The 26018-nt window shown below is 72.1% G+C and carries 21 protein-coding genes, 1 tRNA gene and 1 pseudogene; 3 read left to right on the plus strand and 20 right to left on the minus strand.

Features of this window, described 5'->3' with window-relative positions:
- Positions 1-493: hypothetical protein (locus tag AC4BGB_RS21265; RefSeq protein ID WP_490549042.1), on the minus strand; the 493-nt coding region annotated here is incomplete at its 3' end.
- Positions 494-767: 274 nt separating this feature from the next.
- Complete coding sequence (locus AC4BGB_RS21270) at positions 768-941, minus strand: zinc-binding dehydrogenase (protein ID WP_490549044.1); 174 nt, start codon at positions 939-941, stop codon at positions 768-770.
- Between the two features lie 42 nt (positions 942-983).
- On the opposite strand from AC4BGB_RS21270, the pseudogene AC4BGB_RS21275 reads away from it, so the two are divergent.
- A pseudogene (locus AC4BGB_RS21275) lies at positions 984-1223 on the plus strand (tyrosine-type recombinase/integrase); the annotation flags it as partial.
- Between the two features lie 161 nt (positions 1224-1384).
- On the opposite strand, the gene AC4BGB_RS21280 reads toward AC4BGB_RS21275, so the two are convergent.
- The 8 genes from AC4BGB_RS21280 to AC4BGB_RS21315 form a co-directional block, all read right to left on the minus strand.
- Positions 1385-1460: transfer RNA gene (locus tag AC4BGB_RS21280), tRNA-Thr, on the minus strand.
- 111 nt (positions 1461-1571) lie between these two features.
- The gene (locus AC4BGB_RS21285; protein ID WP_490549045.1) at positions 1572-3188 is read right to left on the minus strand and encodes an alpha/beta hydrolase; all 1617 of its coding nucleotides are present in this window, start codon (positions 3186-3188) and stop codon (positions 1572-1574) included.
- Positions 3189-3232: 44 nt separating this feature from the next.
- Positions 3233-4384, minus strand: coding sequence for a DNA polymerase III subunit delta' (locus AC4BGB_RS21290; RefSeq protein WP_490549046.1), 1152 nt, complete (start codon positions 4382-4384; stop codon positions 3233-3235).
- Positions 4381-5031 (minus strand): dTMP kinase, encoded by a 651-nt coding sequence (gene tmk / locus AC4BGB_RS21295; RefSeq protein ID WP_490549047.1) that lies wholly within the window; start codon positions 5029-5031, stop codon positions 4381-4383. The genes AC4BGB_RS21290 and tmk overlap by 4 nt, the downstream gene beginning before the upstream one ends.
- 240 nt (positions 5032-5271) lie before the next feature.
- A complete protein-coding gene (topA, locus tag AC4BGB_RS21300) occupies positions 5272-7965 on the minus strand; it encodes a type I DNA topoisomerase (RefSeq protein WP_490549048.1) in 2694 nt (897 codons plus the stop codon).
- Positions 7966-8174: 209 nt separating this feature from the next.
- Positions 8175-9734, minus strand: a complete 1560-nt coding sequence (locus AC4BGB_RS21305) for a DUF7059 domain-containing protein (RefSeq protein WP_490549049.1) — start codon at positions 9732-9734, stop codon at positions 8175-8177.
- 145 nt (positions 9735-9879) lie between these two features.
- On the minus strand, positions 9880-12180 hold the full coding sequence (locus AC4BGB_RS21310) for a sodium-translocating pyrophosphatase (RefSeq protein ID WP_490549051.1): 2301 nt from the start codon (positions 12178-12180) through the stop codon (positions 9880-9882).
- A gap of 162 nt (positions 12181-12342) precedes the next feature.
- Positions 12343-12678 carry an STAS domain-containing protein gene (locus AC4BGB_RS21315; RefSeq protein ID WP_490549052.1) on the minus strand — a complete coding sequence of 112 codons (336 nt, stop codon included), beginning with the start codon at positions 12676-12678 and terminating at the stop codon, positions 12343-12345.
- Between the two features lie 141 nt (positions 12679-12819).
- On the opposite strand from AC4BGB_RS21315, the gene AC4BGB_RS21320 reads away from it, so the two are divergent.
- Positions 12820-15141: a DEAD/DEAH box helicase gene (locus tag AC4BGB_RS21320; protein WP_490549053.1), complete on the plus strand. Its 2322-nt coding sequence runs from the start codon at positions 12820-12822 to the stop codon at positions 15139-15141.
- 34 nt (positions 15142-15175) lie between these two features.
- Complete coding sequence (locus tag AC4BGB_RS21325) at positions 15176-15490, plus strand: hypothetical protein (RefSeq protein WP_490549054.1); 315 nt, start codon at positions 15176-15178, stop codon at positions 15488-15490.
- A 27-nt stretch (positions 15491-15517) separates the two neighbouring features.
- Here AC4BGB_RS21325 and AC4BGB_RS21330 read toward each other — a convergent pair whose 3' ends face one another.
- From AC4BGB_RS21330 to AC4BGB_RS21375, 10 genes are all read right to left on the minus strand, one after another.
- Positions 15518-15901, minus strand: a complete 384-nt coding sequence (locus AC4BGB_RS21330) for an Rv3654c family TadE-like protein (RefSeq protein WP_490549055.1) — start codon at positions 15899-15901, stop codon at positions 15518-15520.
- On the minus strand, positions 15898-16257 hold the full coding sequence (locus tag AC4BGB_RS21335; RefSeq protein ID WP_490549056.1) for a TadE family type IV pilus minor pilin: 360 nt from the start codon (positions 16255-16257) through the stop codon (positions 15898-15900). Before AC4BGB_RS21335 ends, AC4BGB_RS21330 begins: the two co-directional genes overlap by 4 nt.
- 142 nt (positions 16258-16399) lie before the next feature.
- The gene (locus tag AC4BGB_RS21340) at positions 16400-16603 is read right to left on the minus strand and encodes a DUF4244 domain-containing protein (RefSeq protein ID WP_490549057.1); all 204 of its coding nucleotides are present in this window, start codon (positions 16601-16603) and stop codon (positions 16400-16402) included.
- Positions 16604-16772: 169 nt separating this feature from the next.
- On the minus strand, positions 16773-17492 hold the full coding sequence (locus AC4BGB_RS21345) for a type II secretion system F family protein (protein ID WP_490549058.1): 720 nt from the start codon (positions 17490-17492) through the stop codon (positions 16773-16775).
- The gene (locus tag AC4BGB_RS21350) at positions 17489-18289 is read right to left on the minus strand and encodes a type II secretion system F family protein (protein ID WP_490549060.1); all 801 of its coding nucleotides are present in this window, start codon (positions 18287-18289) and stop codon (positions 17489-17491) included. Before AC4BGB_RS21350 ends, AC4BGB_RS21345 begins: the two co-directional genes overlap by 4 nt.
- On the minus strand, positions 18286-19455 hold the full coding sequence (locus AC4BGB_RS21355; RefSeq protein ID WP_490549061.1) for a TadA family conjugal transfer-associated ATPase: 1170 nt from the start codon (positions 19453-19455) through the stop codon (positions 18286-18288). Before AC4BGB_RS21355 ends, AC4BGB_RS21350 begins: the two co-directional genes overlap by 4 nt.
- Positions 19452-20543 carry a septum site-determining protein Ssd gene (ssd, locus tag AC4BGB_RS21360; protein ID WP_490549063.1) on the minus strand — a complete coding sequence of 364 codons (1092 nt, stop codon included), beginning with the start codon at positions 20541-20543 and terminating at the stop codon, positions 19452-19454. Before ssd ends, AC4BGB_RS21355 begins: the two co-directional genes overlap by 4 nt.
- 105 nt (positions 20544-20648) lie before the next feature.
- A complete protein-coding gene (gene lysX, locus AC4BGB_RS21365; protein WP_490549064.1) occupies positions 20649-24011 on the minus strand; it encodes a bifunctional lysylphosphatidylglycerol synthetase/lysine--tRNA ligase LysX in 3363 nt (1120 codons plus the stop codon).
- A complete protein-coding gene (locus AC4BGB_RS21370) occupies positions 24008-24682 on the minus strand; it encodes a DUF998 domain-containing protein (RefSeq protein ID WP_490549066.1) in 675 nt (224 codons plus the stop codon). Before AC4BGB_RS21370 ends, lysX begins: the two co-directional genes overlap by 4 nt.
- A complete protein-coding gene (locus AC4BGB_RS21375) occupies positions 24679-25986 on the minus strand; it encodes an LssY C-terminal domain-containing protein (protein WP_490549067.1) in 1308 nt (435 codons plus the stop codon). The genes AC4BGB_RS21370 and AC4BGB_RS21375 overlap by 4 nt, the downstream gene beginning before the upstream one ends.
- Positions 25987-26018 lie beyond the last annotated feature (32 nt).

Raw genomic sequence — 26018 nt, forward strand, 5'->3', positions numbered from 1 at the left:
CCTCGACCACCGGCTCAACAACCGGCTCGACGACCGGCTCAACAACCGGCTCAACAACCGGCTCAACAACCGGCTCGACGACCGGCTCGACGACCGGCTCGACAACCTCGACCACCGGCTCAACGACCGGCTCGACAACCTCAACAACCGGCTCAACAACCGGCTCGGTGGCCGGCCCAGTCGTCGACGTCACCGTCTCAGTGACCGGCTCCACCCTCTCAGCCACCGGCTCAGCCGTCTCCATGACGGTCTCGGTCGCCTGCTCGACCGTCTCGGTGACGCGCTGCGACTCGATCCCGCTGCTCACAGACACCTCGCCTAGCAGACCGGAGCCTTCTTCGGCATCGGCCGGGCCGGTGGCGAGCAAGACGGCGACGAAGGTCGCCCCAAGGAGGAGGAACAGACGGTAGAAGAACCTCAGGGACGGCGCAGCCGAGAGCCCCCCGCAAGCTGCCGCCTGCGCGTCGCCACGCATCCGCCCTGAGAAGAGCATGGGTCCTCACTATCAGTCGACAGTCCGTTCCGGCACCCCACCTGAGACGCGATCTAGTCCACCGTTTGACGGACTGCAACATTGCGCAAAAACTTCAAGTGAGCGGCCATCTCGGGGGTGTCTCGTCCCCCCGTCGATGTCGCTCCGGGATGGCTGCCGTGAGCCATGAGGGGTGCAGGCGTGGGGCGCAGCTGCCCGAGGCCAGCCCTACTCGGCGACGTGCACCTCCTTCACTTGGGCGCAGGATCGGCTTCTGGTCAGCGGCGGCGTCACCTCAGGGCTCCAGCACGACCTTGCCGGTGCTGCGGCGAGCCTCGATGTGCTCGTGGGCCCGGCCCGCGTCGGCCAGGGGGTACGACGAGTCGACGTGCGGACGCACCCAACCGGACCCGACGCCCTCGAGCACCTGCCCCATCCAGCGGCGCAGCCTGTCGACCTCGTCCCCCACATGTGCCCGAGGTTGACCCCGAAGGCGCCCTGGTTGGCGTTCATGAGCGGCACCGGGTGGAACAGAGGCATCAGCGCTGCGGTCCTGGCCAGGTGCAGCTTGCCGCGCAAGCCCTGGTTGCTGGAGGCGGCGGAGACGCCGTACCACTGGTCGACGGTCGCCCCTGGTCGGCGCATCCACGACCTTCGGCACACGGCGGCCTACCTGTGGCTGGGGAAGGGGGTCGACCCGGTCACCGTCAAGGCCTGGCTCGGGCACGCGTCGATCGCCACCACCAACATCTACCTGCACCACCTCGGATCGCCCGCAGACCGGGCCAGTTTGGACCGTCTCAACGCGCTGGGGGGCGCGGGGGGGTGCGCAGCAGACGAGGAGCACGCAATGACATTGATGGGTTCTTGCCACCGCCGTCGTGGTTTCGCAGGTGGGAGGCGGTTTGGGGATGGAGCCGCCTATCGGAATCGAACCGATGACCTTCTCATTACGAGTGAGACGCTCTACCGACTGAGCTAAGGCGGCGCAGAGCCCGGCCGATCAGCCGGGCACGCCGGACGAGTATAGGGCGGGGGGCACCCCGGTCTCCAAACCGGGATACCCCCTCGACGCCGCGCGGCGCCGTGACCCCGCCGGTCAGCAGGTGAGTCCGTCCTTGGGGACCTTGCCCGCGACCAGGTAGCCCTCGATCGCCTTGTCCACGCACTGGTTGCCCTGCCTGAAGCCGGTGTGGCCGTCGCCGTCACGGGTGAGCAGTACGCCGGAGTCCAGCTGGCCGGCCAGCGCGACGGCCTGGGCGTACGGCGTGGCCGGGTCGCGCGTCGTACCGACCACGAGGATCGGCGGGGCGCCCTTGGCGTCGAGCGCGCTCGCCTTGGTGCCGGTGTGCACGGGCCACGCCTTGCAGGTGGCCAGGCTGTAGGCGAACAGGCGGGCGAACGTGGGCGCGGCCTTCTCGAAGTCGGCGAACTCGCGCGGGACGTCCTCGACCGGGACCCCCTCGTCACGGTCCAGGCAGTTCACGGCGATCAGCGCGGCCATCGCGTTGTTCTTGTAGCCGTTGGGCCCTCGGGAGGCGTACTCGTCGGCGAGCTGGAGCAGCGAGTCCCCCTTGCCGTCGTCGATGGCCTGCTTGAGGGCCGCCGTCAGCAGCGGCCAGTACTGCTCGACGTAGAGCGGGAAGATGATGCCGTACAGCGCCAGTCCCTCGGTGAGCTCGCGCCCGTCGGCCGTCGGCAGCGGCTTGGCATCGATCTGGGCGAGCAGGTCCTTGATCCGGCGCTCCCCCTCCTTGACGGTCTTCCCCACCACGCAGTCCCCCTGGTCGACACAGTCGCGCAGGTAGGCGCGCAGCGCGGTCTGGAAGCCGCGCGCCTGGCTCAGGTTCGCCTCCTTGGTGTCCTGGGCGGGATCCACGGCGCCGTCAAGCACCATCCGGCGTACGCGCTTGGGGAACAGGTCGGCGTAGGTCGCGCCCAGGAAGGTGCCGTAGGAGGCGCCGAGGTAGTCGAGCTGCCGCTCGCCCAGCGCGGCGCGCAGGATGTCCATGTCCTTGGCCGCCTCGACCGTGGACATGTGCCGCGCCAGGTCGCCGCTGGCGTCGAGGCACGCCTCGCCGAACTCCCGAGTGAGCTCCACCAGGCGGTCGGCCTCGGCGGGAGTGTCCGGGTCGGGGTCGGCGGAGAGGAACTTGTCGGTCCCGGCGGTGTCGGCGCACTTGAGCGGGGTGCTGTTCGCGACCCCGCGGGGGTCGAAGCCGACGATGTCGAAGTAGCGGCTCAGCGTCTCGCCGAACGCACCCGACCCCGCCGCCGCATAGCTGGTCCCGGAGCCACCGGGGCCGCCCGGGTTGACCACCAGCTGCCCCACCCGCTGCTTGCGGTTGGTCGCCGGGACCCGCAGCACCGCGAGGTCGATCGTCGTCTTGTCGGGCTTGGCGTAGTCCAGGGGGACCTTCAGCCGCACGCACTGGTCCTGGCCCTCGCCGCAGGGGCGCCAGTCGAGGTCCTGCTCGTAGAACTCGGCCAGCTCGGCGGGGTACTCCGGCTCCTCGGCCGCGGTGCTGGGTTCGGGCGGGTCAGCCAGCTTGGTGGTCTGGCCGGAGTCCTCGTCGTTGTCGGTGAACAGCGACCACGCGGTCAGTCCCGCGACCCCGACCGCGGTCACCGCGAGGGCCACGACGAGAACCAGCGCGATGATGACGGTGGCTGGTTTTTGGGTACGGCGTGGCGGGGACGGCGGGGAATCCGACATGGGCGCAACAGTAGGCGGTGGCCACAATCGGGCCGAGGGCGCTCTCAGCCGAGGCGGAGGGCGACCATCATCGACTCCAGCGCCAGCAGCGGCGGCACGTTGAACTCCAGCATCTGCTCGCGGGCCTCGAAGATCGCCTCGATGCGGGCGAGGTTCTGCTCGGCGGTGGAGCTCTGGGCCAGCGCGAGCACGTCGGTGCGCAACTCCTCGTTGACCAGCTCGGTGTGCGCGCCGAGCTGGACGGCGAGCACGTCACGGTAGACCGAGACCACGTCCATCAGCCCGCGGTCGACGACGTCGAGCACCCGCCGCTTGGCACGCGTCTTCTGGGACTTCTCCAGGTCACGCAGGGCCGGGGCGTACTCCCGCGGGCGGCGCCCGCGCTCGACGACGCCGTAGGCGCGGTCCAGGTCGGCCTTCTCGCGCTGGTCGTGCTCGTTGGTGAGCGCGTCGGCCTCCTCCTTGGCGAGGTCGTGCAGGTCGGCGGCCGCGGCCACGCACGCCCCCAGCGAACGGAGCCGGGTCGGGATCGCGACGACCTCGCGTCGGCGCCGCCGGGTGTTCTCGTCACGCGCGAGGGCGCGGGCCCGCCCGATGTGGCCCTGGCTGGCGCGGGCGGCGTACGACGCGGTCTCCACCCCGATGCCCTCGGTGCTCACGAGGAAGTCGGTCACGTCGTCGACCGACGGCGTGGCCAGCACGACCAGGCGGGTGCGCGAGCGGATCGTCGGCAGCACGTCCTCGACCGTGGGCGCGCACAGCAGCCAGACGGTGCGCTCGGTCGGCTCCTCGATCGCCTTGAGCAGCGCGTTTGCGGCATGGTCGGTGAGCCTGTCGGCGTCCTCGACGACCATCACCTGCCACCGGTTGCCCACGGGCGCCAGCGCGGAGCTGCGGACCAGCTCACGGACCTCGTCGACGCCGATCGAGAGCTTCTCGGTGCGGGTGATGCGTACGTCGGGATGCGACCCGACGTCGACCTCGTGGCAGGAGTGGCACTGCCCGCACCCACCCCGCTCGCACTCCAGCGCGGCCGCGAACGCGATCGCCGCGTTGGAGCGGCCGGAGCCGGGCGGGCCGGTGAACAGCCACGCGTGGGACATGTCCCCGGCGACCGCTCGCTGGAGCCTCTCGATCAGGGCCCCCTGGCCGACGAGCCGGTCCCAGACGGTGCCCGACCCGGCGGGCGCGGTCATCGCAGCACGCTCAGCTGTGGGGCGAGGCGGGCGTGGACCGCGTCGGCGATCTCCTCGACCGGCGAACGGGCGTCGAGGACGAGGTAGTGCTCGGGGTCGGCGGCCGCCAGACGCAGGAACTCGCCCCGCACCCGCTCGTGGAACTCGATCGACTCGCCCTCGATGCGGTCACGTCCCACGAACCGGTCGAAGCCCCGGCTCGGCTCGAGGTCCAGCAGCACGGTCAGGTGGGGGCGCAGGTCGCCGGTGGCCCAGCGCGCCACCCACTCGAGCTCGCCGCTGTCCAGGGAACGGCCGGCCCCTTGGTAGGCGAGCGTCGAGTCGACGTAGCGGTCGGTGAGCACGACCTCGCCGCGTTCCAGCGCGGGGCCCACGACGGAGTGCACGTGCTCGGCCTTGTCCGCGGCGTACAGCAGGGCCTCGGTGCGGTCGGCCAGGGCGCCGGTGGCGGGGTCGAGCACGATCCTGCGCACCTCGGAGCCGACGGGGGTGCCACCGGGCTCGCGGGTCAGGAGCACCACGTGGCCCTCGGCCTCGAGCCGCTGGCGCAGCAGCCGCGACTGGGTGGACTTCCCGGCGCCCTCGCCGCCCTCGAAGCAGACGAAGACACCGCGCTCGGCGTAGACGCCGGGGAACCGTTCGGACACGGGGTCAGCCTAGGGGGCGGTGGGGTGGGGTTGTTCCTGCTGGTGGCGGGACCGCACAAATGTTGGGTTGGAGCAGTCAGCCGAACGATCTGGACGTCACGACCCAACAAATGTGGGGTCCGAGCGACGAGGAAGGCTCCGACGCCGCCCCAACTCCACAAATGTGGGATCGGACCGTCCAATCCAGCTGATCGAACGTCACAACCCAACAAATGTGCGGGCCAGGGCCGACCCGGCGGGTCAGCTCTTCTTCGCCGCCACCTTCTTGGTCGACTTCTTGGCGGTCGTCTTCTTCGCGGCCTTCTTGGCAGGTGCCTTCTTCGCCCCGCGCTTGGCCGCCTTCTTGGCCGGGCCCTTCGCGCGGCGCTCGGCGAGCAGCTCGGCGGCGCGCGCGATCGTGATGGACTCGACCGAGTCCTCCTTGCGCAGCGTCGCGTTGTACTCGCCGTCGGTGACGTACTCACCGAAGCGACCGGCCTTGACCACGACCGGCGCACCGGAGACGGGGTCGTTGCCGAGCTCCTTGAGCGGCGGGGCGGCCGCGGCGCGCCCACGCTGCTTGGGCTGGGCGTAGATCGCGAGCGCCTGCTCCTCGGTGATCGTGAACAGCTGGTCCTCGCTCTCCAGGGAGCGCGAGTCGGTGCCCTTCTTCAGGTAGGGCCCGTAGCGGCCGTTCTGCGCGGTGATCTCGACGCCCTCGGCGTCCTTGCCGACCACCCGCGGGAGGGAGAGCAGCTTGACCGCCTGGGCCAGGTCGATCGTCTCCAGCGACATGTCCTTGAACAGCGAGCCGGTGCGGGGCTTGGCGTTCTTGGGCGCGTCCTCGGGCAGCAGCTCGGTGACGTAGGGGCCGTAGCGGCCGTTCTTGGCCACGACCTCCAGCCCGGTCTCCGGGTGCGTCCCGAGCGGGATCTCCTCACCCGCAGGGCTGGCCAGCAGCTCCTTGGCCTTGTCCAGGGTGAGCTCGTCCGGCGGGAGGTCGTCGGGCACGTTCGCCTTGACCGCGAACGGGGTGCCGTCCTCGCCGGGACCCTCGAGGTAGGGACCGTACTTGCCCACGCGGAGGTGTACGCCGCTGTCGGGCCCGCCGACCGGGAAGGTCGCGAGCTCCTTGGCGTCGATCTCCCCGAGCTCGGAGACGAGCTTCTTGAGGCCCTCGACGTCGCCGGTGCCGAAGTAGAACTCGCCGAGCTCGGTGATCCGGTCGCGTCGCCCACCGGCGATGTCGTCGAGCACGTCCTCCATCGTGGCGGTGAACTCGTAGGACACCAGCCGGGAGAAGTGCTCCTCGAGCAGCCGGACGACCGAGAACGCCAGCCAGGCGGGGACCAGAGCGGTCCCCTTCTTGTAGACGTAGCCGCGGTTGAGGATCGTGCCGATGATCGAGGCGTACGTCGAGGGGCGGCCGATCTCGCGCTCCTCGAGCTCCTTGATCAGCGTGGCCTCGGTGTAGCGCGACGGCGGCTTGGTCGAGTGGCCCTCGGCGCGGATGTTCGCGGCGCTGACCGAGTCGCCCTCGGCGACGTTGGGCAGCCGGGTCTCCTGGTCGTCCCGGGCGGCGTCGGCGTCGTCGCTGCCCTCCACGTAGGCCTTGAGGAACCCGTGGAAGGTGATCACGCGACCACTGGCGGAGAACACGACGTCCTCGCCGGTGCGGGCGGCTCCGCCGAGACGGATCGTCACGGAGTTGCCGACGGCGTCCTTCATCTGCGAGGCGATCGTGCGCATCCAGATCAGCTCGTAGAGCCGGAACTCGTCACCGGTCAGGCCGGTCTGGGCCGGCGTACGGAACGAGTCACCGGCGGGGCGGATCGCCTCGTGCGCCTCCTGGGCGTTCTTCACCTTGGAGGTGTAGGTGCGGGGGGCGTCGGGGATGTACTCCGCGCCGTAGAGGTCCCGGGCCTGCGAGCGCGCTGCGTTGACGGCCGTCTCCGAGAGCGTCGTGGAGTCGGTACGCATGTAGGTGATGTAGCCGTTCTCGTAGAGCCGCTGGGCGATCGACATCGTCCGGGAGGCGCCGTAGCCCATCTTGCGGCTGGCCTCCTGCTGCAGCGTCGTCGTACGGAACGGGGCGTAGGGCTTGCGGGTGTAGGGCTTGGACTCCACCGAGCGCACCGCGAACTCGGTGTCGTGCAGGGCCTCGGCCAGCGCCTCGGCGCGGGTCTTGGTGAGGTGGACGACCTGCTTGCCGGTGGACTTCAGCTCGCCGTCGGGGCCGAAGTCGCTGCCGCGGGCCACCCGGGTCTCGTCGATCGAGTGCAGCTTGGCCGGGAACATCCGCTGCTCGTGCTTCTCGCCGGCGTCGAAGGTGGCCTCGAGGTCCCAGTACGACGCGACGCGGAACTTCATCCGCTCCCGCTCGCGGTCGACGACCAGCCGGGTGGCGACCGACTGGACGCGGCCGGCGGAGAGGCCGGACATCACCTTGCGCCACAGCACCGGGCTGACCTCGTAGCCATAGAGGCGGTCGAGGATCCGTCGGGCCTCCTGGGCCTCGACGAGGTCCATGTCGATCTCGCGCGGGTTCTCCACGGCCGCCTGGATCGCGCTGGGCGTGATCTCGTGGAACACCATCCGGTGCACGGGCACCTTGGGCTTGAGCTCGTCGAAGAGGTGCCAGGCGATCGCCTCGCCCTCGCGGTCCTCATCGGTGGCGAGGTAGAGCTCGTCGGCGTCCTTGAGCAGTCCCTTGAGCTTGGTCATGTGGGACTTCTTGTCGCGGGAGACCACGTACACCGGCTCGAAGTCGTGGTCCACGTCGACGCCGAGGCGCGCCCAGGACTCGCCCTTCAGCTTGGCCGGGATGTCCGCGGCGCTCTGCGGGAGGTCGCGGATGTGTCCGATGGAGGACTCCACGACGTAGCCCCGGCCGAGGTATCCCGCGATGGTGCGGGCCTTGGCCGGTGACTCGACGATGACGAGCTTGTGTGCCACTTGTTGGTTAGTCCTTTGCCTGCGGTCGATCCCCGAGGGCCGGTGCGGCAGCCTCGAGCCCCGTCAAGGTAGCGCGTCTGGGCAACGCTGTTGCACACCCCGCCCAGTCCCTGTCCAGTCGTGGCCTCGAAGGCCCCGTAGGGGCCACGTGAGGGCCACTGTTCTGTTCAGTGCGGGACACGCACCCCGACCACGCTACGCACCGCCACCTAGTGGAGCAGCGGTGATGCGTCCTCGACCGCCGCGGTGGGCAGCTCGAGGAACCCCTCGGTGACGAGCGCGCGCACCACGGGAAGGTAGGTGGTCCGCACCTGCTCACCGTCCTGCTCGAGGAGATAGGCCAGCGCGTCGAGGACCTGGACCACCGACAGCTCGCCGTCGCAGGCGCCGACCAGCGCCGCCTCGACGGTGTCGACCTGACGGGCGCGCCGGGTCCACCGCTGCTGACGGAGCACGATCTCCTGCGGGTCGGCGGCACCGGGTGCGCCGTACGACTCCTGGCGCAGGTCGGCGCGGGCCACGAGGTGGGTGGCTCCGAGCGCGTCGTCGTCGAGGTCGCGCAACGCGGCCGTGCGGTCGAACAGGGCAGTGACCTCGGGCCCGATGGGCTGCTCGACGTCATAGGGCCAGTCCTCCAGGCGCAGCGTCGGCTGCACCCCCGCGCCGGCGGCGAGCTTGCGCAGGTTGATCCAGCCGAAGCCCACCGCCTCGGCACCCTGCTCCTCGAACCAGGACAGCCAGGTGTCGTAGCGTTGGTGGTAGTCAGGCGCCCCGTGCAGGCCGGCGTCCTTGAGCCACAGCTCGACGTAGGTGGGCAGGTCGACGACCTCGCGCTGGACCACCCAGGCGTCGCAGTCCTGGATCCAGGTCGCCAGCCGCTCGTCCCACGGCTGGTCGCGCAGCACCATCCAGTTGGCCAGGACCTGGCCGGTGCCGCCCTCGGCGAGGAAACGCGGGACGGCCCGGACGATGTCCTCCACGACGCGGTCGCCGGGGAGCCCGGAGTCGCGGTAGACCAGCCGCTCCCCGGTGCCCGGGGAGATCACGAAGGGCGGGTTGGTCGCGACGAGGTCGAACAGCTCGCCGGCCACCGGCTCGAAGTAGCTGCCCTCGCGGACGTCGATCCGGTCCGCGAGCCCGTTGAGCTCCGCGTTGAACCGGGTCAGCCGCAGCGCCCTGCGGTTCACGTCGGTGGCCACCACCTGCCCGGAGTGGGCCGCGAGGTGCAGCGCCTGGACGCCGCAGCCGGTCCCGAGGTCCAGGGAGCATCCGACGGGCTCGCGCACGGTCAGCTGGGCCAGCGAGGTGGCCGCTGAGCTGATCCCGAGGACGTGGTCGGTACCGACCAGCGCCGGTCGCCCGTCGAGACCGGGCGTGAGGTCGCTGGTCACCCACAGGTCGAGGTCGTCGGAGGCGTAGGGGCGTACGTCGACCCGGGCGCGCACCTCCCCGACGGAGCGCTCGAGCATGCCGGCGTTGCACAGCGGGTCGAGCAGGCCCGGCAGCGCCCGCTCCACCTCGCGCACCGGTACCGGCGCCTGGAGCAGCCACAGCCGGGTCAGCGTCTCGATCGGGGTCCCGCCACCGGTGGCACGCAGGCCGGGCAGGGTCTCGTTGCGCGACAGGGCCGCGTGCGCCGTCGTACCGAGCAGGGCGGCGACGGCGTCGTAGGTGAAGTCCACGGCCACCAGCGCCTCCCGCAACCGCGAGGCCAGCCCGGACGAGGACCCGGGTGATGAAGAGGAAGGTCGGGAGGTGGGCTCAGTCATCCTGGATCACCCCTGAACGCTATCCGCCGACCGGGCACCAACGTCCCGCGGTAGCACGCGACCGGGCACTCCTGCGGAACAGAAGTGCCCGGTCGGCGTCGTACGGCGGATCGTTCGTGCCCGCTCAGCGTGCTGGAGCGGGACGTCAGGCGGCGGACTGGTTGGGGGCCGGTGCCTCGTCGGTCATCACGTTGCCGCGACGCTTGGAGATCACCACCGCGACCACGATGATCGCCACCGCGACCAGGGCGATCAGCACGCGGAGGACGTCGTTCTGGTCGTCCCCGAGGCTCATCGAGACCACGGCGCTGGCGATCAGCAGCGAGACCAGGTTCATCACCTTGATCAGCGGGTTGATCGCCGGGCCGGCGGTGTCCTTGAACGGGTCACCGACGGTGTCGCCGATGATCGTCGCCTCGTGCGCGGCGGAGCCCTTGCCACCGTGGTGACCGTCCTCCACCAGCTTCTTGGCGTTGTCCCAGGCACCACCGGAGTTGGCCAGGAAGACCGCCATCAGGGTGCCGGTGCCGATCGCGCCGGCCAGGAAGCCGGCGAGGGCTGTGACGCCGAGGCCGAACCCGACCGCGATCGGAGCCAGCACGGCCAGCAGGCCCGGGGTGACCAGCTCGCGCAGCGAGTCCTTGGTGACGATGTCGACGACCTTGCCGTACTCGGGACGGCCGGTGCCCTCCATGATCCCGGGGATGTCGCGGAACTGGCGACGGACCTCGTAGACGACCGCACCGGCAGCACGGCCCACGGCGTTGATCGCGAGACCGGAGAACATGAACACCACGGCCGCTCCGAGGAGCACGCCGACCAGGACGCCGGGGTTGAACACGGCGAAGCTCAGGCCCGCGAGCTCCTTGTCCGTGGGGTTTGCGTCCTGCAGCGCCTCGACCACCGAGGTGGAGTAGGAGCCGAACAGCGCGGTCGCCGCCAGCACGGCCGTGGCGATCGCGATGCCCTTGGTGATCGCCTTGGTGGTGTTGCCGACCGCGTCCAGCTCGGTGAGGATCTGGGCGCCCTCGGGGCTGACGTCGCCGGACATCTCGGCGATCCCCTGGGCGTTGTCGGAGACCGGGCCGAAGGTGTCCATCGCCACGATCACGCCGACCGTGGTCAGCAGGCCGCAGCCGGCCAGTGCCACCGCGAACAGCGAGACGGTCAGGGTGGCGCCACCGAGCAGGAACGCCCCGAACACCGCGGCACCGATCACCAGCGTGGTGTAGACGGCCGACTCGAAGCCGACGGAGAGACCGCTCAGGATCACGGTGGCGGCCCCGGTCAGGGAGGTCTTGCCGACGTCCTTGACCGGCTTGTACTCGGTGCCGGTGAAGTACCCGGTGAGCGCGAGGATGCCGGCCGCCATCACGATGCCGATCACCACTGCGGCCGACGCGATCAGGCGGGGATCGCCCTCGGCACCGGTCATGTCGGTGCCCATCACGTTGTCGAAGTCGGCGAAGCTGCCCGGGAGGTAGATGTAGGAGGCGATCACCGAGGCCACGGCACCGACGGCGGCGGAGATGTAGAAGGCCCGGTTGATCGTCGTCAGGCCGTTCTCACCCGGACGCGGGGTGGTGATGTAGACACCGAGCACGGCGGTCAGCGCCCCGATCGCCGGGATCATCAGGGGGTAGACCAGTCCGGCGTCACCGAAGGCCTGCGAACCGAGGATGAGAGCGGCGACCAGCGTCACGGCGTACGACTCGAACAGGTCGGCTGCCATGCCGGCGCAGTCACCGACGTTGTCGCCCACGTTGTCGGCGATCGTCGCGGCGTTGCGCGGGTCGTCCTCGGGGATGTTGTTCTCGACCTTGCCCACGAGGTCGGCGCCGACGTCGGCCGCCTTGGTGAAGATGCCGCCGCCGACACGCATGAACATGGCCAGCAGCGCTGCGCCGAAGCCGAAGCCCTCGAGGACGTGCGGGGCCTCGTCCTTGAACAGGAGGACCACGATGCTCGCGCCCAGCAGGCCGAGCCCCACGGTGAGCATGCCCACCATGGCGCCGGTCCGGAAGCCGATCTTCATCGCGGGGTCACGACCCTGGCTGTTCGCGGCTGCCGCCACCCGGAGGTTGGCCTTCACCGCGAGCGACATGCCCAGGTAGCCGACCGCCGCGGAGAACCCGGCACCGACCAGGAAGAAGATCGACCTGCCGATCCGGACGGCGACGTCGTCGGCGGGGAGCGCCAGCAGGGCCACGAACGCGATGGCGGCGAAGATGCCGAGCGTGCGGAACTGCCTGGTGAGGTAGGCGTTGGCGCCTTCCTGCACCGCGTGCGCGATGTTCTTCATGTTGTCGGTGCCCTCGTCGGCAGCCAGCACCTCGTTGCGGAACATCGCGGCCAGCGCGAGCGCGACGAGCGCGATCACGGCGACGACGATGACCAGAACGAAGTTGGCACCTTCGAGGTCCACGACAGCGGGAAGCCCGGTCATGTTTCTCCTCGGGGTTGTCAGTAGTGACCGCCGCGGAGTCTACGTGCCGCGCGGCCCAACACAGTGACAAGGCTCACACACGCGCCAACCTAGGGCGTGTCGCAACACTCCCCGGGGAGAGAGACGGGGAGTGGGTCCCGAGAGGGCGGGCGGAGCGGAGGGTCAGGCGCCGAGCGCCGAGGACTCCGACTCGTGGATGGTGAACACCTTGGCCAGCCCGGTGATCCGGAAGATCTTCAGCAGCCGGTCCTGGGAGCAGATCAGCTCCATCGACCCGTCGTGGGCGCGGACCTTCTTCAGTCCACCGACGAGGACACCGAGCCCGGTGGAGTCGAGGAAGTCCACCGACTCCATGTCGATGACGAGGTCGTGATGGCCCGCACCGACCAGCTCGGTGATCTTGTCCCGGAGCTTGGGAGCGGTGTAGACGTCGATTTCGCCGCCCACGACAACGATCGTGCGGCTGTCGACCTCACGGGTCTGCAGCGAAAGATCCACGGTCACTCCTCCGAGCAGGGATGGGACCAAGCCCGGCCCCCGCCCTTGCACTTGCGTTCAGACGTGGGTATTCAACCATGCCCGCGGCCACGCCGGGGGCCGACCGTCACACCCCGCTGGAACACTGGCTGCGTGCAGGTGATGGATCTCGAGACACTGATGGGCCGACTGGGCGGTGCGCCCGGTCGTGGCGACAGCCTGCTGCACCTCGAGGTGAGCCCCTCACGGCCGGCCCGCGAGGCGGGCTGGCCCACCTGGCTCGACACCCCCGTCCAGCAGGCGTTCGAGCGGGTCGGCGTGCTCAGTCCGTGGTCCCACCAGCGTGCGGCGGCCGACCTGGCCCACTCGGGGCAGCACACCGTGGTGTCCACGGGCACCTCCTCGGGGAAGTCGCTGTGCTACCTGCTGCCCGGGCTGCAGGCGATCGAGTCGAGCCGCGGGCCGAAGGGTCAGCGTGGCGCGAGCGTGCTCTACCTCGCTCCGACCAAGGCGCTCGCCCAGGACCAGCTGGCGGCCCTGCGGCGGCTCGGCCTGCCCGACCTGCGCTGCGGCACCCACGACGGCGACTCCACCCCCGAGATGCGGGAGTGGACCCGCGACCACGCGGAGTACGTCCTCACCAACCCCGACATGCTGCACCACTCGCTGCTGCCGGGACACGCCCGCTGGTCGCGGTTCTTCGCCTCCCTGCGTTACGTGGTGATCGACGAGTGCCACCACTACCGCGGGGTCTTCGGCGCCCACGTGGCCCAGATCATCCGGCGGCTGCGCCGGGTGGCGGCGCTGTACGGCGCACACCCCACCTTCGTGCTGGCCTCGGCCACGGTCGCGGAGCCGGAGCTCTCGGCGGGCCGGCTGACCGGGCTCGACGTGGCCTCGGTCACCGAGGACGGCTCCCCGCGGGGCCGCGTGGCCCTGGCGCTGTGGGAGCCACCGTTCGTGCCCGGCCACGGCGAGAACGGTGCGCCGGTACGCCGCTCCGCGACCAGCGAGGTGGCCGACCTGCTCACCGACCTGGTCGTCGAGCGGGTGCGGACCCTGGCCTTCGTCCGGTCTCGGCGGGGGGCCGAGACGGTGGCGCTGACCGCCCGGCGCCTGCTGGGCGAGGTCGACGCGAGCCTGGTCGGCCAGGTGGCGGCGTACCGCGGGGGCTACCTGCCCGAGGAGCGTCGCGAGCTCGAGGAGTCACTGCGGTCAGGCCGGCTGCTCGGGCTGGCCGCCACCAACGCCCTCGAGCTCGGCATCGACATCAGCGGCCTCGACGCCGTGCTGCTGGCCGGCTTCCCCGGCACCAGGGCGGCGTTGTGGCAGCAGGTGGGTCGGGCCGGCCGGGGCGCGCGTGACGCGCTGGGGGTGATGGTGGCCCGCGACGACCCGCTGGACACCTACCTGGTCAACCACCCCGAGGCGCTGCTGGGGCAACCGGTCGAGGCCAACGTCTTCGACCCCGACAACCCCTACGTCCTGGGGCCGCACCTGTGCGCGGCAGCCTCCGAGAGCCCCCTGACCGTGGCGGACCTGCCCCTCTTCGGCCCGGGCGCCCGGACCGCCGTGGACGCGCTCACCGAGGGCGGGCTGCTGCGCCGCCGGCCCCACGGCTGGTTCTGGACCGACCGACGACGCGCCAGCGACCTGGCCGACATCCGCTCCAGTGGAGGTACGCCGGTCCGGCTGGTGGAGTCCGACACCGGTCGCGTGCTCGGCACCGTCGACCACTCCTCCTCCCACGGCACCGCCCACGCGGGAGCGGTCTACCTCCACCAGGGCGAGACCTGGCTGGTCACCGAGCTCGACCTCGACGAGTCGGTCGCGATCGTCGAGCGGGCTGCGCCCGACTACTCGACCTCGGCCCGGGAGATCACCGACATCGAGATCCTCGACGAGCGCGCCAGCGTCGCGTGGGGCCGAGCACGGCTCAGTCTGGGCAGCGTCAAGGTGACCCACCAGGTGGTCTCGTTCCTGAAGCGGTCGGTGCCCAGCGGGGAGGTCATCGGCGAGGAGCCGCTCGACCTCCCGGAGCGGGTGCTGCAGACCACCGCGGTCTGGTGGACGCTCCCCGACGACGTGCTCGCCGAGTCGGCGCTCGCCGAGGCCGACCTTCCCGGCGCGGCGCACGCCGCCGAGCACGCCTCGATCGGGTTGCTCCCACTGTTCGCGACCTGCGACCGCTGGGACATCGGCGGGGTCTCCACCGCACTGCACGCCGACACGGGCAAGCTCACCGTGTTCGTCCACGACGGCCACCCGGGCGGGGCGGGGTTCGCGGAGCGGGGCTTCCACGCCGCGGCCGAGTGGCTCCGCGCCACCCGGGAGGCGATCGCCTCGTGCGGGTGCGCGGAGGGCTGTCCGTCGTGCGTCCAGTCACCCAAGTGCGGCAACCAGAACAACCCGCTCGACAAGTCGGGCGCGATTGTCCTGCTCGACCTCCTGTTGATGAGCGCTCCGGGCGTCCCGGACCACTAGGGTCGAGCAGACCGCTTCTCGAGAGGAACTCCCCGTGTTCGTCGCCGCCCTCATCGTCTTGATCATTGCCGTCCTGCTGGTGATCGCTGCCCTCTTCGGCGGCAACGAGCCCACCCTCGTCGACCTGGGAGCCTTCAACGTCGAAGGTCCGACGTCGCTGGTGTTCTTCGCCGGGATGGGCACCCTGCTGCTGTTCGTGCTCAGCCTCGGCATGTTCCGCACCGCCGCCAAGCGCGCCGCCGCCCGTCGCGCGGACCGCAAGAAGGTCAGCGAGCTCAGCGACAAGCTGGACGCCTACAAGCGCGACGAGCGCGACAGCCACGACGACATCGTCCGCGACGACCGCTGAGGCGTCCCGCCACAGACGCCCCTGGCCTCACGGCGTCTCCGGCAGCGCACTGACCGGGCCGGCCCGTCCACGCGCCTCGAGCCCCATCGCCGCGCCCGGCAGCCGCACTCCCTCGAAGACCACCTCCACCGCGACCTGCCACCCCTCGACGGTGCAGCCACGCAGGTCAGCGCCGTTGCTCCGGGCGATCGAGCCTGCCCGGCGGCAGGCGTCCTGGCCGTCCTGCAGGGCGGAGGCCGCAGCGAGGGCGGCGAGGTCGGCCGCCGCCTGGGCGCGCCGGTGTCCCGCGATCACACCGACGACGCCGGTGGTGGCCACGGTCACGGTGACCAGCACCCCGATCATCGCCACCGTCAACACGGTCCCGGCACCGTCCTCCCGGCGCCGGCCGACCTGGCCCGCCGAAGTCATCGCGACGGCTCCTCCGCCGCCACTGCCCGCGCTTCGACCTCGACCGGTCCGAGACGCCGGAACAGCCCTGCGGGCCCGGACACCGGGCTGCTGACCCGGACCACGACGGTCCCGTCACGACGAGTGACAGCGATCCGCGACCCGGGGGCTGCGACCTGCCTCCCCAGGGCGACCGCCACGCCGTCGCTCTCCGAGCGGGCCGCCGCCCGCGCCGACTCGCGAGCGGCGTCCAGGGCCCGCACCTGGGTGATCCCGATGCTGACCAGCCAGGCCATCGAGAGCGTGAACAGCACGAGCACCGGTAGTGCCGTCGCCGTCTCGGCCGTCACGGCGCCTTCCTCCCGCCGTCGCTCCATGGGCTCCTCCTCTCAGTTCACCGGTGTCCCGGTCTCGGTGGTGCGACCGGCGGGGCGGGCAGCCCATCCCACCCCGCCGGTCGGTCGACGGCCCTCATCGAGGGGGCCGGAGAAACGGCCCGGAACGGGCCGGGGAGGAACCTCAGAAGGGCAGGAGGGCCTTGATGGCGTTGAAGATCAGCTTGATCAGCTGCTGACCCGCGTCGCTGGTGAGGAACTTGAACAGCACGGCAGCGAAGCCGACGCCGCAGCCCGTGACGGTGGCGTACTCCGCGGTGGTGGCACCCGCCTCGTCCCGGACGTCGAAGTCCTGGTCCTGGACGAGGGCGAGGGTGGTGTTCTGCATGACTTTCTCCTGACGTTGCCCGGCACCCTGGCCGGGAGAATTCACTGACGGGGTTGAGGATTCGCGGCGCAGGACGTCGCGGCGACGAGCTCTTGCGAAGTGGTGGACAACCACCGCACGCCGGCCGGGTGTGCGCGGTTCGTGGCGGCCGACAGACCGGCCCGCGGGCTCAGAACAGGCGCATCGAGGTGAAGACACCCACCACCATGGGCACCACCCCGAGCAGCACGAACGCGGGCAGCAGGCACAGCCCGAGAGGGGCAGCCGCCTTCACCTCGATGCCGCGCGCCCTGGTCTCCACCTCTGCCGCCGCACGGTCGCGCAGCTCACCGGCGAGCTGGTGGACGGCGCGGCCCACCGGCGCCCCGGTCTCGTGCGCCCTGCCGACCGCGCGTCCCAGGGGCGCCAGCTGGGGGTCCTCGGCGACCGAACGCCAGACGACCACAGGATCGACGCCGACGTCGAGCCGGTGGTAGATCGCGAGGAACTCCTCCCCCACCGGCCCGGGCAGGGCCCGGCTCACCGAGGCCAGCGCGGACTCGGGCGCGGCGCCGGCGTCGAGGCAGGCAGCGAGCAGGTCCACCCCGACGGGCAGGTCCTCGGCGAGCTGCTCGCGTCGGCGTACGACGGCCGGGTCCTCGGTGCGGCCGAGAACCACCCACACCGCCGCACCGCAACCGACCCCGACCGCGACCCCCACGGGTCCGCCGACCATCGCCCACCCGCCGGCGGCGCCCGCCAGGGCCAGGACGGGACGCAACCGCAACAGGCCCGCGCGTTGCGACCGTTCCGCTGGGGCCGGCGCTGCACCCGCTCGGGCCAGGGTCGGGCGGCGCGGGACCAGCAGCAGCACCACCCCCGCGGTCAGCACGGCGGCGCACCAGGTCATCGGCCGAGCACCCGGTCGGCGATCCGGTCCAGCCAGGTCATTCCCGCGAACGAGAGCCCGAGCCCCAGGGCGAGGCAGACCAGGCCCGGGAAGGTGCCGACCAGGAAGCCCACAGGATCACCACCGACCCCCGCGCCGAGGAGCAGCACCCCGAACGGGAGCGCGGCCAGCATCCGCGCCGTGGCATGGGCCGCGGCCAGCTCCGCGGCGACGAGCCGGGCGGTACGCCGCTCCGCGCGGATCGCCTCCGCCGCCTGCCCGACCGCCGCCGCGAGCCCGGACCCGGTCTCGTGCGCCACCTGCCAGGTCGCCGCGAGGGTGCGCAGCTGGCGACCCCCGGGCCTGGCCGCGAGCTCGCGCAGGGCTGCCGGCACATCGGCCCCGATCCGCCCCGCGGCGGACACCGGGGCGAACTCCGGCCAGGACGCAGCGGCCCGGTCCAGGCTCAGCAGCGGGGGCTGGCCGGCCGCGAGGTCGGAGGCGATCGAGTCGCACACCGCCAGGACCTGGTCGCTGCGCACCTGTGCCACCCGGTCGGCGCGGCGGCGGCGCAGGACACGCAGCAGCCCCAGTGCCGTGGCGGCGAGCAGCACCACCAGGACGAAGGTCTGCAGGGTCAGCCATGACCAGAGCACCAGCAGCGCCGCGCTCCCGCCGGTCAGCGCCAGCGCCGGCGAGATGGCCCGGCGGGTCCGGTCAGGAGCGGACCTGATCCCGGGTGAGCCGGGCACCAGGAGGGACACCGAGAGCATCGCGAGCGTGACCGCGACGCCCACGGCGACCGGGGCGGCGGTCACGACTCGACCAGCCCGCTCAACCGGTCCAGGGCCGGCCCGCCCACCAGGGCCCCGTCGGCCGCGAAGCTGACACCGGGGACCACCTCGACCGTGCCGTCCCGGGTCCGGGTGACCACCCCGATCTCCCGGACCCTCCGGCGGCCGTCGCGGCCCCGTCCGAGGTGGATCACCAGGTCCACGGCCGAGTACAGCTGGCTGTGGGTCGCCGCCCGGGTCAGGCCCGCGGCCAGTCCCAGCGCCTCGATCCGGCTGGGCACGTCGGCGGCCGAGTTGGCGTGCACGGTGGCGCAGCCACCCTCGTGGCCGGTGTTCATCGCGGCCAGCATGTCGACGACCTCGGCCCCCCGGACCTCTCCGACCACCAGCCGGTCGGGGCGCATCCGCAGTGCCTGGCGGACAAGGGTCTGCAGGGTGACGGCGCCGGCGCCCTCGATGTTGGCCGGTCGGGCCTCGAGGGCCACCACGTGGGCGTGCTCGGGCCGGAGCTCCGAGGCGTCCTCGACCAGGACGAGGCGCTCGTCGGCGGGGACCAGCGAGAGCAGCGCGTTGAGCAGCGTGGTCTTGCCCGAGCCGGTGCCGCCGCTGACCAGGAAGGCGAGCCGCCGCTGCACCACCTGCTCGAGGAGCGCTGCCCCCTCGGTGGCCACTGCGCCCGCGTGCGCCAGCTCGGCCAGCGTGAACACCCGCTGCCGCGGGACCCGCAGGGACAGCACGGTCCCGGGCCGCGAGACCGGGGCGAGCACGGCGTGGAACCGGGAGCCGTCGGGCAGCCGCAGGTCCACGTGGGGCGAGGCGTCGTCGAGCCGGCGTCCCCCGGAGGCTGCGAGACGCTGCGCCAGGCGGCGTACCGACTGGTCGTCGGCGAAGCTGATCCCGGTGAGCTCCAGGCCGGCGCCACGGTCGATCCACACCTGGTCCGCGCCGTTGACCAGGACGTCGGTGACGCCCTCGAGCCGCAGCAACGGCTCCAGCGGCCCCGCGCCCACGACGTCGCGTCTCAGGGCGTCGTGCACGGCGAGGACCGTCGCGTCACCCACCGGCCTGCCCTGCTCCCGCAGCGCGCGGGCGACGAGCTGCGGCGTCAACGGCGCGGCGTCACGAGCGAGGCGTTCGCGTACGCCGTCGACCATCCCGGACAGGTCCTCGACCGGGACCGCCCCGCTCATGCCGCGGCCGTCCCCGGATGCTCGAGAATTGAGTCCACCGCCGACCGGGCGGCCCGGGCGAGGGTCCCCCGCCGGGACCGGGCGGGCCCCGCTCCCAGGTTGATCGCCTCGTCGAGACCGCGCTGGTCACCCATCGCCACGAGCAACGGCATCCGGAGCAGGCGGCTCACCGACTCCGGGGAGACCCCTGCCCGCCCACCACGCGTGACCAGGTGCCGGATCGGTGTCGTCTCCGGCAGCCGGTGCGCCACCCGTGCCGCCGAGCTGACCCCCGGCACGGTCAGCGTGGAGACCAGCAGGACGTGGTCGCATCGACCGATGGTCTCCGTGATCACGGCATCGCGGTGCCGGGGCAGGTCGATCACCACGGTGTCGAAGCCACGGCGTCCCGCGGAGAGGACCTCCCGCATCGCGAAGGCTTGCAGCGACACGGGGCGGTCCGTGGGCCAGGTCAGCACCGAGAGGGCACCCGAGCGCGGCAGGGCCTCCCGCAGGGAGCGCGAGCTCAGCCGCCCGGTGGTCTGCAGCATCGAGTCCCACCTGATCCCCTCGGAGCCCTCGAGCCCGAGCACCCGGTCGATGCCGGCGCCGATCGGGTCGGCGTCGACCAGCAGCGTCCGGCCCAGGCCGGCGGCGGTCTGCGCCAGCGCTGCCGCGAACACGGTGGCGCCGGCGCCGCCGCAGCCGCCGATCACCCCGATCGTGACCCCTGGCGCCGTACCGCCGTCGCCCACGTCGGTGAGCAGCTCGACCAGCCAGGTCTCGGAGGCCGGGAGGGCGGCGACCGACTCCGCGCCGACGCCGAGCGCCTCCCGGAACATCGCGTCACCCACCGGTGACCGGCCGAGCACGTGCACGCGGGGGCGCCGCGGCGGGCTGAGCGCAGCCAGCGAGGCGGCCCGGTCCTCACCGACGAGCACCACCGAGGCGCTGCGCCACAGCCGCATCGCGTGGGTCACGTCGTGGACGACCTCCGCAACGACGCCGGCGGCCGCGCACAGCCGCTGCACGTCGGCGACCAGCAGCGGATCGGCCGAGACGAGGACCGGGCCGAGGACGGGACCGGAGGCGGGAGCGGTGACATCCATGCTCCCGATGCTCGGCTCCCGGCGGCGGTCAGGCACCCGAGGGGGAGCCCCCTGTGGACGAAGGGCACCCCGAAAGCGCTTGTGAACGCGAACTGGTCGGTGGCCTCAGCGCTGCGGCCGGACCAGCGGGAACAGGATGGTGTCGCGGATGCTCAGACCCGTCAGGTTCATCACCAGCCGGTCGATGCCCAGCCCCATGCCGCCCGTCGGGGGCATCCCGTACTCCAGGGCGCGCAGGAAGTCCTCGTCGACCTGCATCGCCTCGGCGTCCCCGGCGGCCGCCAGCAGCGACTGGGCGACCAGCCGCTCCCGCTGGTCGACGGGGTCGATCAGCTCGGAGTACGCCGTGCCCTGCTCGGCGCCGAAGATGACCAGGTCCCACTTCTCGGTGAGCCGCGGGTCGCGTCGGTGCGGCCGGGTCAGCGGCGCGTTCTCCTTGGGGAAGTCGGTGTAGAAGACGGGTGTGGTGGTCCTGGACTCGCACAGCTCCCCGTAGATCTCCTCGAGCACGAACCCCCAGGACGGGTCGAGGTCGAGCTCGAGGCCGATCCGCACGGCGTGCCCGAGCAGGACGCTGCGCGGGGTCTCGGTGGTGACCTCCTCGCCCAGGGCCTCGGAGACCGCCTCGCACACGCTCTTCACCGGCCACTGCCCCGACAGGTCGTGCTCGACGAGCTTGCCGCCGGCGTCCGGCCGGCGGGCCACCGGCTCGCCGTACACCGCGGTCGCCGCCTCCTGGATCAGCTCCTGGGTCAGCACCCGCATGGTGCCGTAGTCGCCGTAGGTCTCGTAGACCTCCAGGGAGGTGAACTCCGGGTTGTGCTTGAAGTCGGCGCCCTCGTTGCGGAACTGGCGGCCGACCTCGAAGACCTTCTCCATCCCGCCGACCAGCAGCCGCTTGAGGTGCAGCTCGGTGGCGATCCGCAGGTAGAGGTCGAGGTCGTAGGCGTTGATGTGGGTCTCGAAGGGCCGGGCGTTCGCGCCGCCGTGGACGGTCTGCAGGATCGGGGTCTCGACCTCGGTGAAGCCACGGGCCTGGAGGGAGTCCCGGATGCTGCGGACCACGGCGGCGCGCCGGTACGCCGCGGTGCGCGCGTCGGGCCGCACGATCAGGTCGACGTAGCGCATCCGCACCCGCGCGTCGGGGTCGGTGAGCCCCTCGTGCTTGTCCGGCAGCGGACGCAGCGCCTTGCTGGTGAGCAGCACCGAGTCGGCACGCACGGAGAGCTCGCCATGACGGGTGGTGACCACCTCGCCGGTGACGCCGACCTGGTCGCCGAGGTCGATGGAGTGCTCCCAGAACGCCAGCTGGTCTGCCGGAAGGTGCTGGGCGTCCACCATCACCTGGAGGTCACCGCTGCCGTCGCGCAGGGTGGCGAAGCCGAGGTGCCCCATGTCGCGCTTGAGCAGGACCCGGCCGACCACGGAGACGGTGATCCCGGTCTCGGTGTCGGCAGCGAGGTCGGGGGCCACCAGGCAGCGGATCTCCGCCAGCGTGTGCGTGCGTGGTGCCGTCACCGGGTAGGGGTCGATCCCCTCGGCCCGGAGCCGGTCGAGCTTCGCGCGCCGGACCCGGATCTGCTCGGGCAGGTGGTCGGGCGAGACGGACTCCGCGACGACGTCGCGAGCCGGCGGGACCAGGGCGAGCACGGCGGCGGCGTGCTCGGCCCCGGCTGAGAGCCCCGGGCCTTCTCCCGCCAGCCCCTCCTCGGCGTGCGCGTGCCGGCGCAGCATCGCGATCGAGGGTGCGGTGAGGAACCCCTCGGCGCTCCCTGCCGCCATCCCGACCCTCGGCAGGTCGGAGGTGAACTCGTAGGCCAGGTAGCGCGGCTGCCACTCGGGGAGGTACTTGGCGTTGGAGCGGTAGAGCGACTCCAGCTGCCAGTTGCGGCTGGCCAGCAGCAGTCCCTGCCGCCAGAGCCGGGCGACGGGGCCGGCGCCGAGCTCGGCGCCACGCTGGAACGCCTCGCGGAACATCGCGAAGTTGAGCGAGACCGGCCCGATCCCGAACGTCGAGGACTCCTCGGCGAGGCTCGCGATCATCAGCTCCACAAGGCCGTTCTCCGCGGAGGAGTCCCGTCGCATCAAGTCGAGCGACAACCCCTTGCGGCCCCACGGCACGAAGCTGAGGAAGCCGCGCAGGGCACTGTCCTCGTCGTACGCCGCGACCAGGACGCACGCCTCGTCGAGCGGGTCCGCGAGCCTGCCCAGCGCCATCGAGAACCCGCGCTCGTCGCCCCCGTCCCCCCGCCAGGAGCCGGCCGCGGCGTCCAGCGCGGCGAAGTCGGACTCGGTGAGGCTCGCGTGGCGCTGCACCCGGGTCGTGTAGCCCCGGCGGCGGAGCCGGGACACCGACTGGCGCACCGACTTCATCCCGGGACCGTTGAGCGAGAAGGTGGTCAGGTCGACGATCGCCTCGTCGCCGATGTCGAGCATGGACAGCCCGGCGTCGGCGTACGCCTGGGCGCCCTCGTGCCCGGGACCCATCACCGCCAGCGACCAGCCGTTGGCACGGGCCTGGTCACGCCAGCGCGCGATCGCCTCCGGCCAGTACGCCGGATCGCCGACCGGGTTGCCGCTGGCCAGGCTGATCGAGCCGACAGTGCGGTACGACACCCCCGCCCGCGCCGACTCGGGGGAGCCGGTGTCCCAGACCACCGCCTTGTCGCGCCGGGTGGCGAAGTAGCCGAGGGAGTCGTGCTCGCCGAAGTCGCGCAGCAGCCCGCGCACGCGGGCCTCGTCGGCGATGCCGAGGGTGCGGGTGTCGCGCCGGGGCCGGAACAGGATCGTCGCTGCGCCGAGGACGACCACGGCACCGAGCACGCCGATGACCAGCCGCACCCACCACGGTGCGTCGGCGCCGGGCCGGGCGCCGGGCCCGGACCCGATCTGACCGACGTCGACCAGGATCTGGTCCAGCACGTAGACGATGGAGTCGAGGTAGCTCCTCGAGCTGCCGTGGGCGCGGACCAGCGCCGCCCCGCCCGCCAGGGTCGCCAGCCCCCCGCCCACGAACACGGCGAGTGCCGTCCACAGGCTCCCAGGAGCGCCACGGGCGGCGAACTGGTGGCGCACCCGGACAGCGAGGGCGATCACGGCCCCCACCAGCACCAGCCCGACGGCGGACAGCGCCACGTGCTCCCCGCGGTAGATCCAGACCAGCCTGCCGACCTCGGGGACGCCCAGCCACCAGACCACGACGACCCACCACGCCGCGAGCAGCCGCCTGCGCACCGCGACGCCGGTGACCAGGAGGAGCGCGGCGTAGACCAGGCTGGGCACGACCGGGATGGTCAGCAGGGACACCGGATCGGTGGACCTCTCGAAGTACCGGCGCCAGGACGGCACCACCGAGGCCACTGCCACCAGCGCGGCGAAGGCGAACAGGCCGGCCGCGAACCGGTCCGGCCACCGGTCGTCGGTCGGCAGGTGGCGGCGCACTCCGTGCTCTGCGACCGGTTCACTCATCCGGCTGGTCCCCGGTCCCGGACGGTGCTCGCTCGGGCCCGGGCCCCGAGCACGCCGAGGCAGCCCAGCCAGGCGCTGATCGTGAGGATGTCGACGCGCTGGCTGATGCCGCCCGCCCAGCGGCGGGCCACGTGGGGGCGCGCGTAGCCGTGCACCGCGCTGCTGCCGGCCCCGAGCAGCAGCACCGTCACCGCGGCCCGGCGGATCCAGCGGGGCCCGCGGTCCCGGGTTGCCACCCAGGACGCCGCCACGCCGAGGTAGATCGCAGCGTCGCCGACGACGCTGGCCCCGTCGTGCACGTCGTTGCGGGGCCGCAGGTCGAGCACGCCGAGCGCGTGCGCCAGACCCGGACCGCAGGGCGTGGGGACGACGCCTGCCACCACGGTGGCACCGGCGAACACGGCGGTGGCGCCGGTGGCCACCTCACGTGCCGGCCCCGGCGGGAGCGCGGCGCGCGCCATCGGCAGCAGCGCGAGGGTCATCGCCGCGCTGCCGACCTCGCCCACCCGGTACACCCATGCCTGCGGCTCGTCCGGAGCTGCCAGCTCGCTGACCGAGTGCGTCAGGCTCGCCGGGCCGCGGCGTACCAGGTCGAGGACGAAGTTGGCGTAGAGGAGCCCGGCACCGAGCCCGAGGACGGCCGGCACCAGGGCGCGGCGCCGGGTCCTCACGGTCGCTCCCCCGGCGCCCCGCGAGCGCCCGACCCGGCCCTGGGGGTCGCCTTCTCCGTCGCCCTCCCGGTGGCCCTGCCCAGGGTGTAGTCCCGGGTCTCCGGGCTGGACATTGCCAGCAGCACCAGGATGCTGCCGCCCGCGGTGAGCAGCTGCGCCATTCCGAGCGGCTCCTGGCGGCCCGTCCAGGAGACCGTCATCGAGGCCACCGCGGTCACCGAGCAGCCGGCGACGAGCAGGAACCGGGCCCAGTTCCGCCCGGCCAGGACGGCGAACGCCAGACCGCTCTCGCACACAGCAAGGACGATGAACACCACCACGGTCGGGGTGACGGACTCCCGGATCGCGTACACGGCCGCACCCACGCCGTACGTCGCCGCGCGGGCGAGCGCGAGGCCGGAGCCGACGAGGACGAGCTCCGGGACCGCGGACGTCCGACCAGCGTGCTCGGGGGCGGCCCGGGCCGCCCGAGCGGTCCGGGCCCGCACGGGTCCCAGGTCGAGGATGGGAAGGTCGCCGTCGGTGCGGATCCGGTCCCCACCGCCGTTGCGGTGGTGGTACCCGGAAGAGAAGTTCTCGATCACGCTGACCTCCGCCCCGGGCACCGAGGCGCACACCGAGTCGACGACGAAGTCGCGTTCGACGTCGGTGTCCTCCTCGATGCGATGGGTGAACTGCAGGGTGAACAGGGACAGCCCAACGCCACGGTCGAAAGTGGCCGCGGCCAGCCAGTCGGCCCGGAAGCCACCGGGGAGCAGCCATCCGTCAGGACACCGCCAGAACCGGATGTGGTGCCGCTGCCAGGGTGTGCCCGCGACCTCCTGCTCGTAGGCGAAGTCCTGCGTGCGACCGAATAGCTGCAGCGCACTCACCGGAGCGGCCGCATAGCTGCGGTGGACCAGTACGCCGCGGACGATGCCGACTGCGGTCCGCACCCCCAGCGGGTCCGCCAGCGTCCACCCCGCCCGGAGCATCGCGCCGTGCACCTGCTCCTCCTCCCCCAGCCACCCGAGGTTCACCGGGTCGCCGAGCAACCCGTCGCGGGTGCGGGTGCGGCCGACGAAGTAGCCGGGCAGGTAGATCGAGGTGAGGATCCGGTGCAGGCGCGGCAGCGCCAGGTAGGTGAAGAAGATCCAGAACAGGAACAGCACCAGCGTCGGGAGACCGTCGCGGATCCCGTCGCGCAGCAGGACGTAGGCGAACCAGATGGCGGTCACGCCCGAGAGCGCGAAGAGCCAGCCGTCGAGCACGTTGCTCCACGAGCGTGTCCGGTCCGCCGAGCGACCGCGCTCCACAGGAGCCATGCCCTCCAGTGTGCCTGTCCCCCGGCTGCCTC

Source organism: Nocardioides sp. Z30_9 (genome assembly GCF_058215735.1).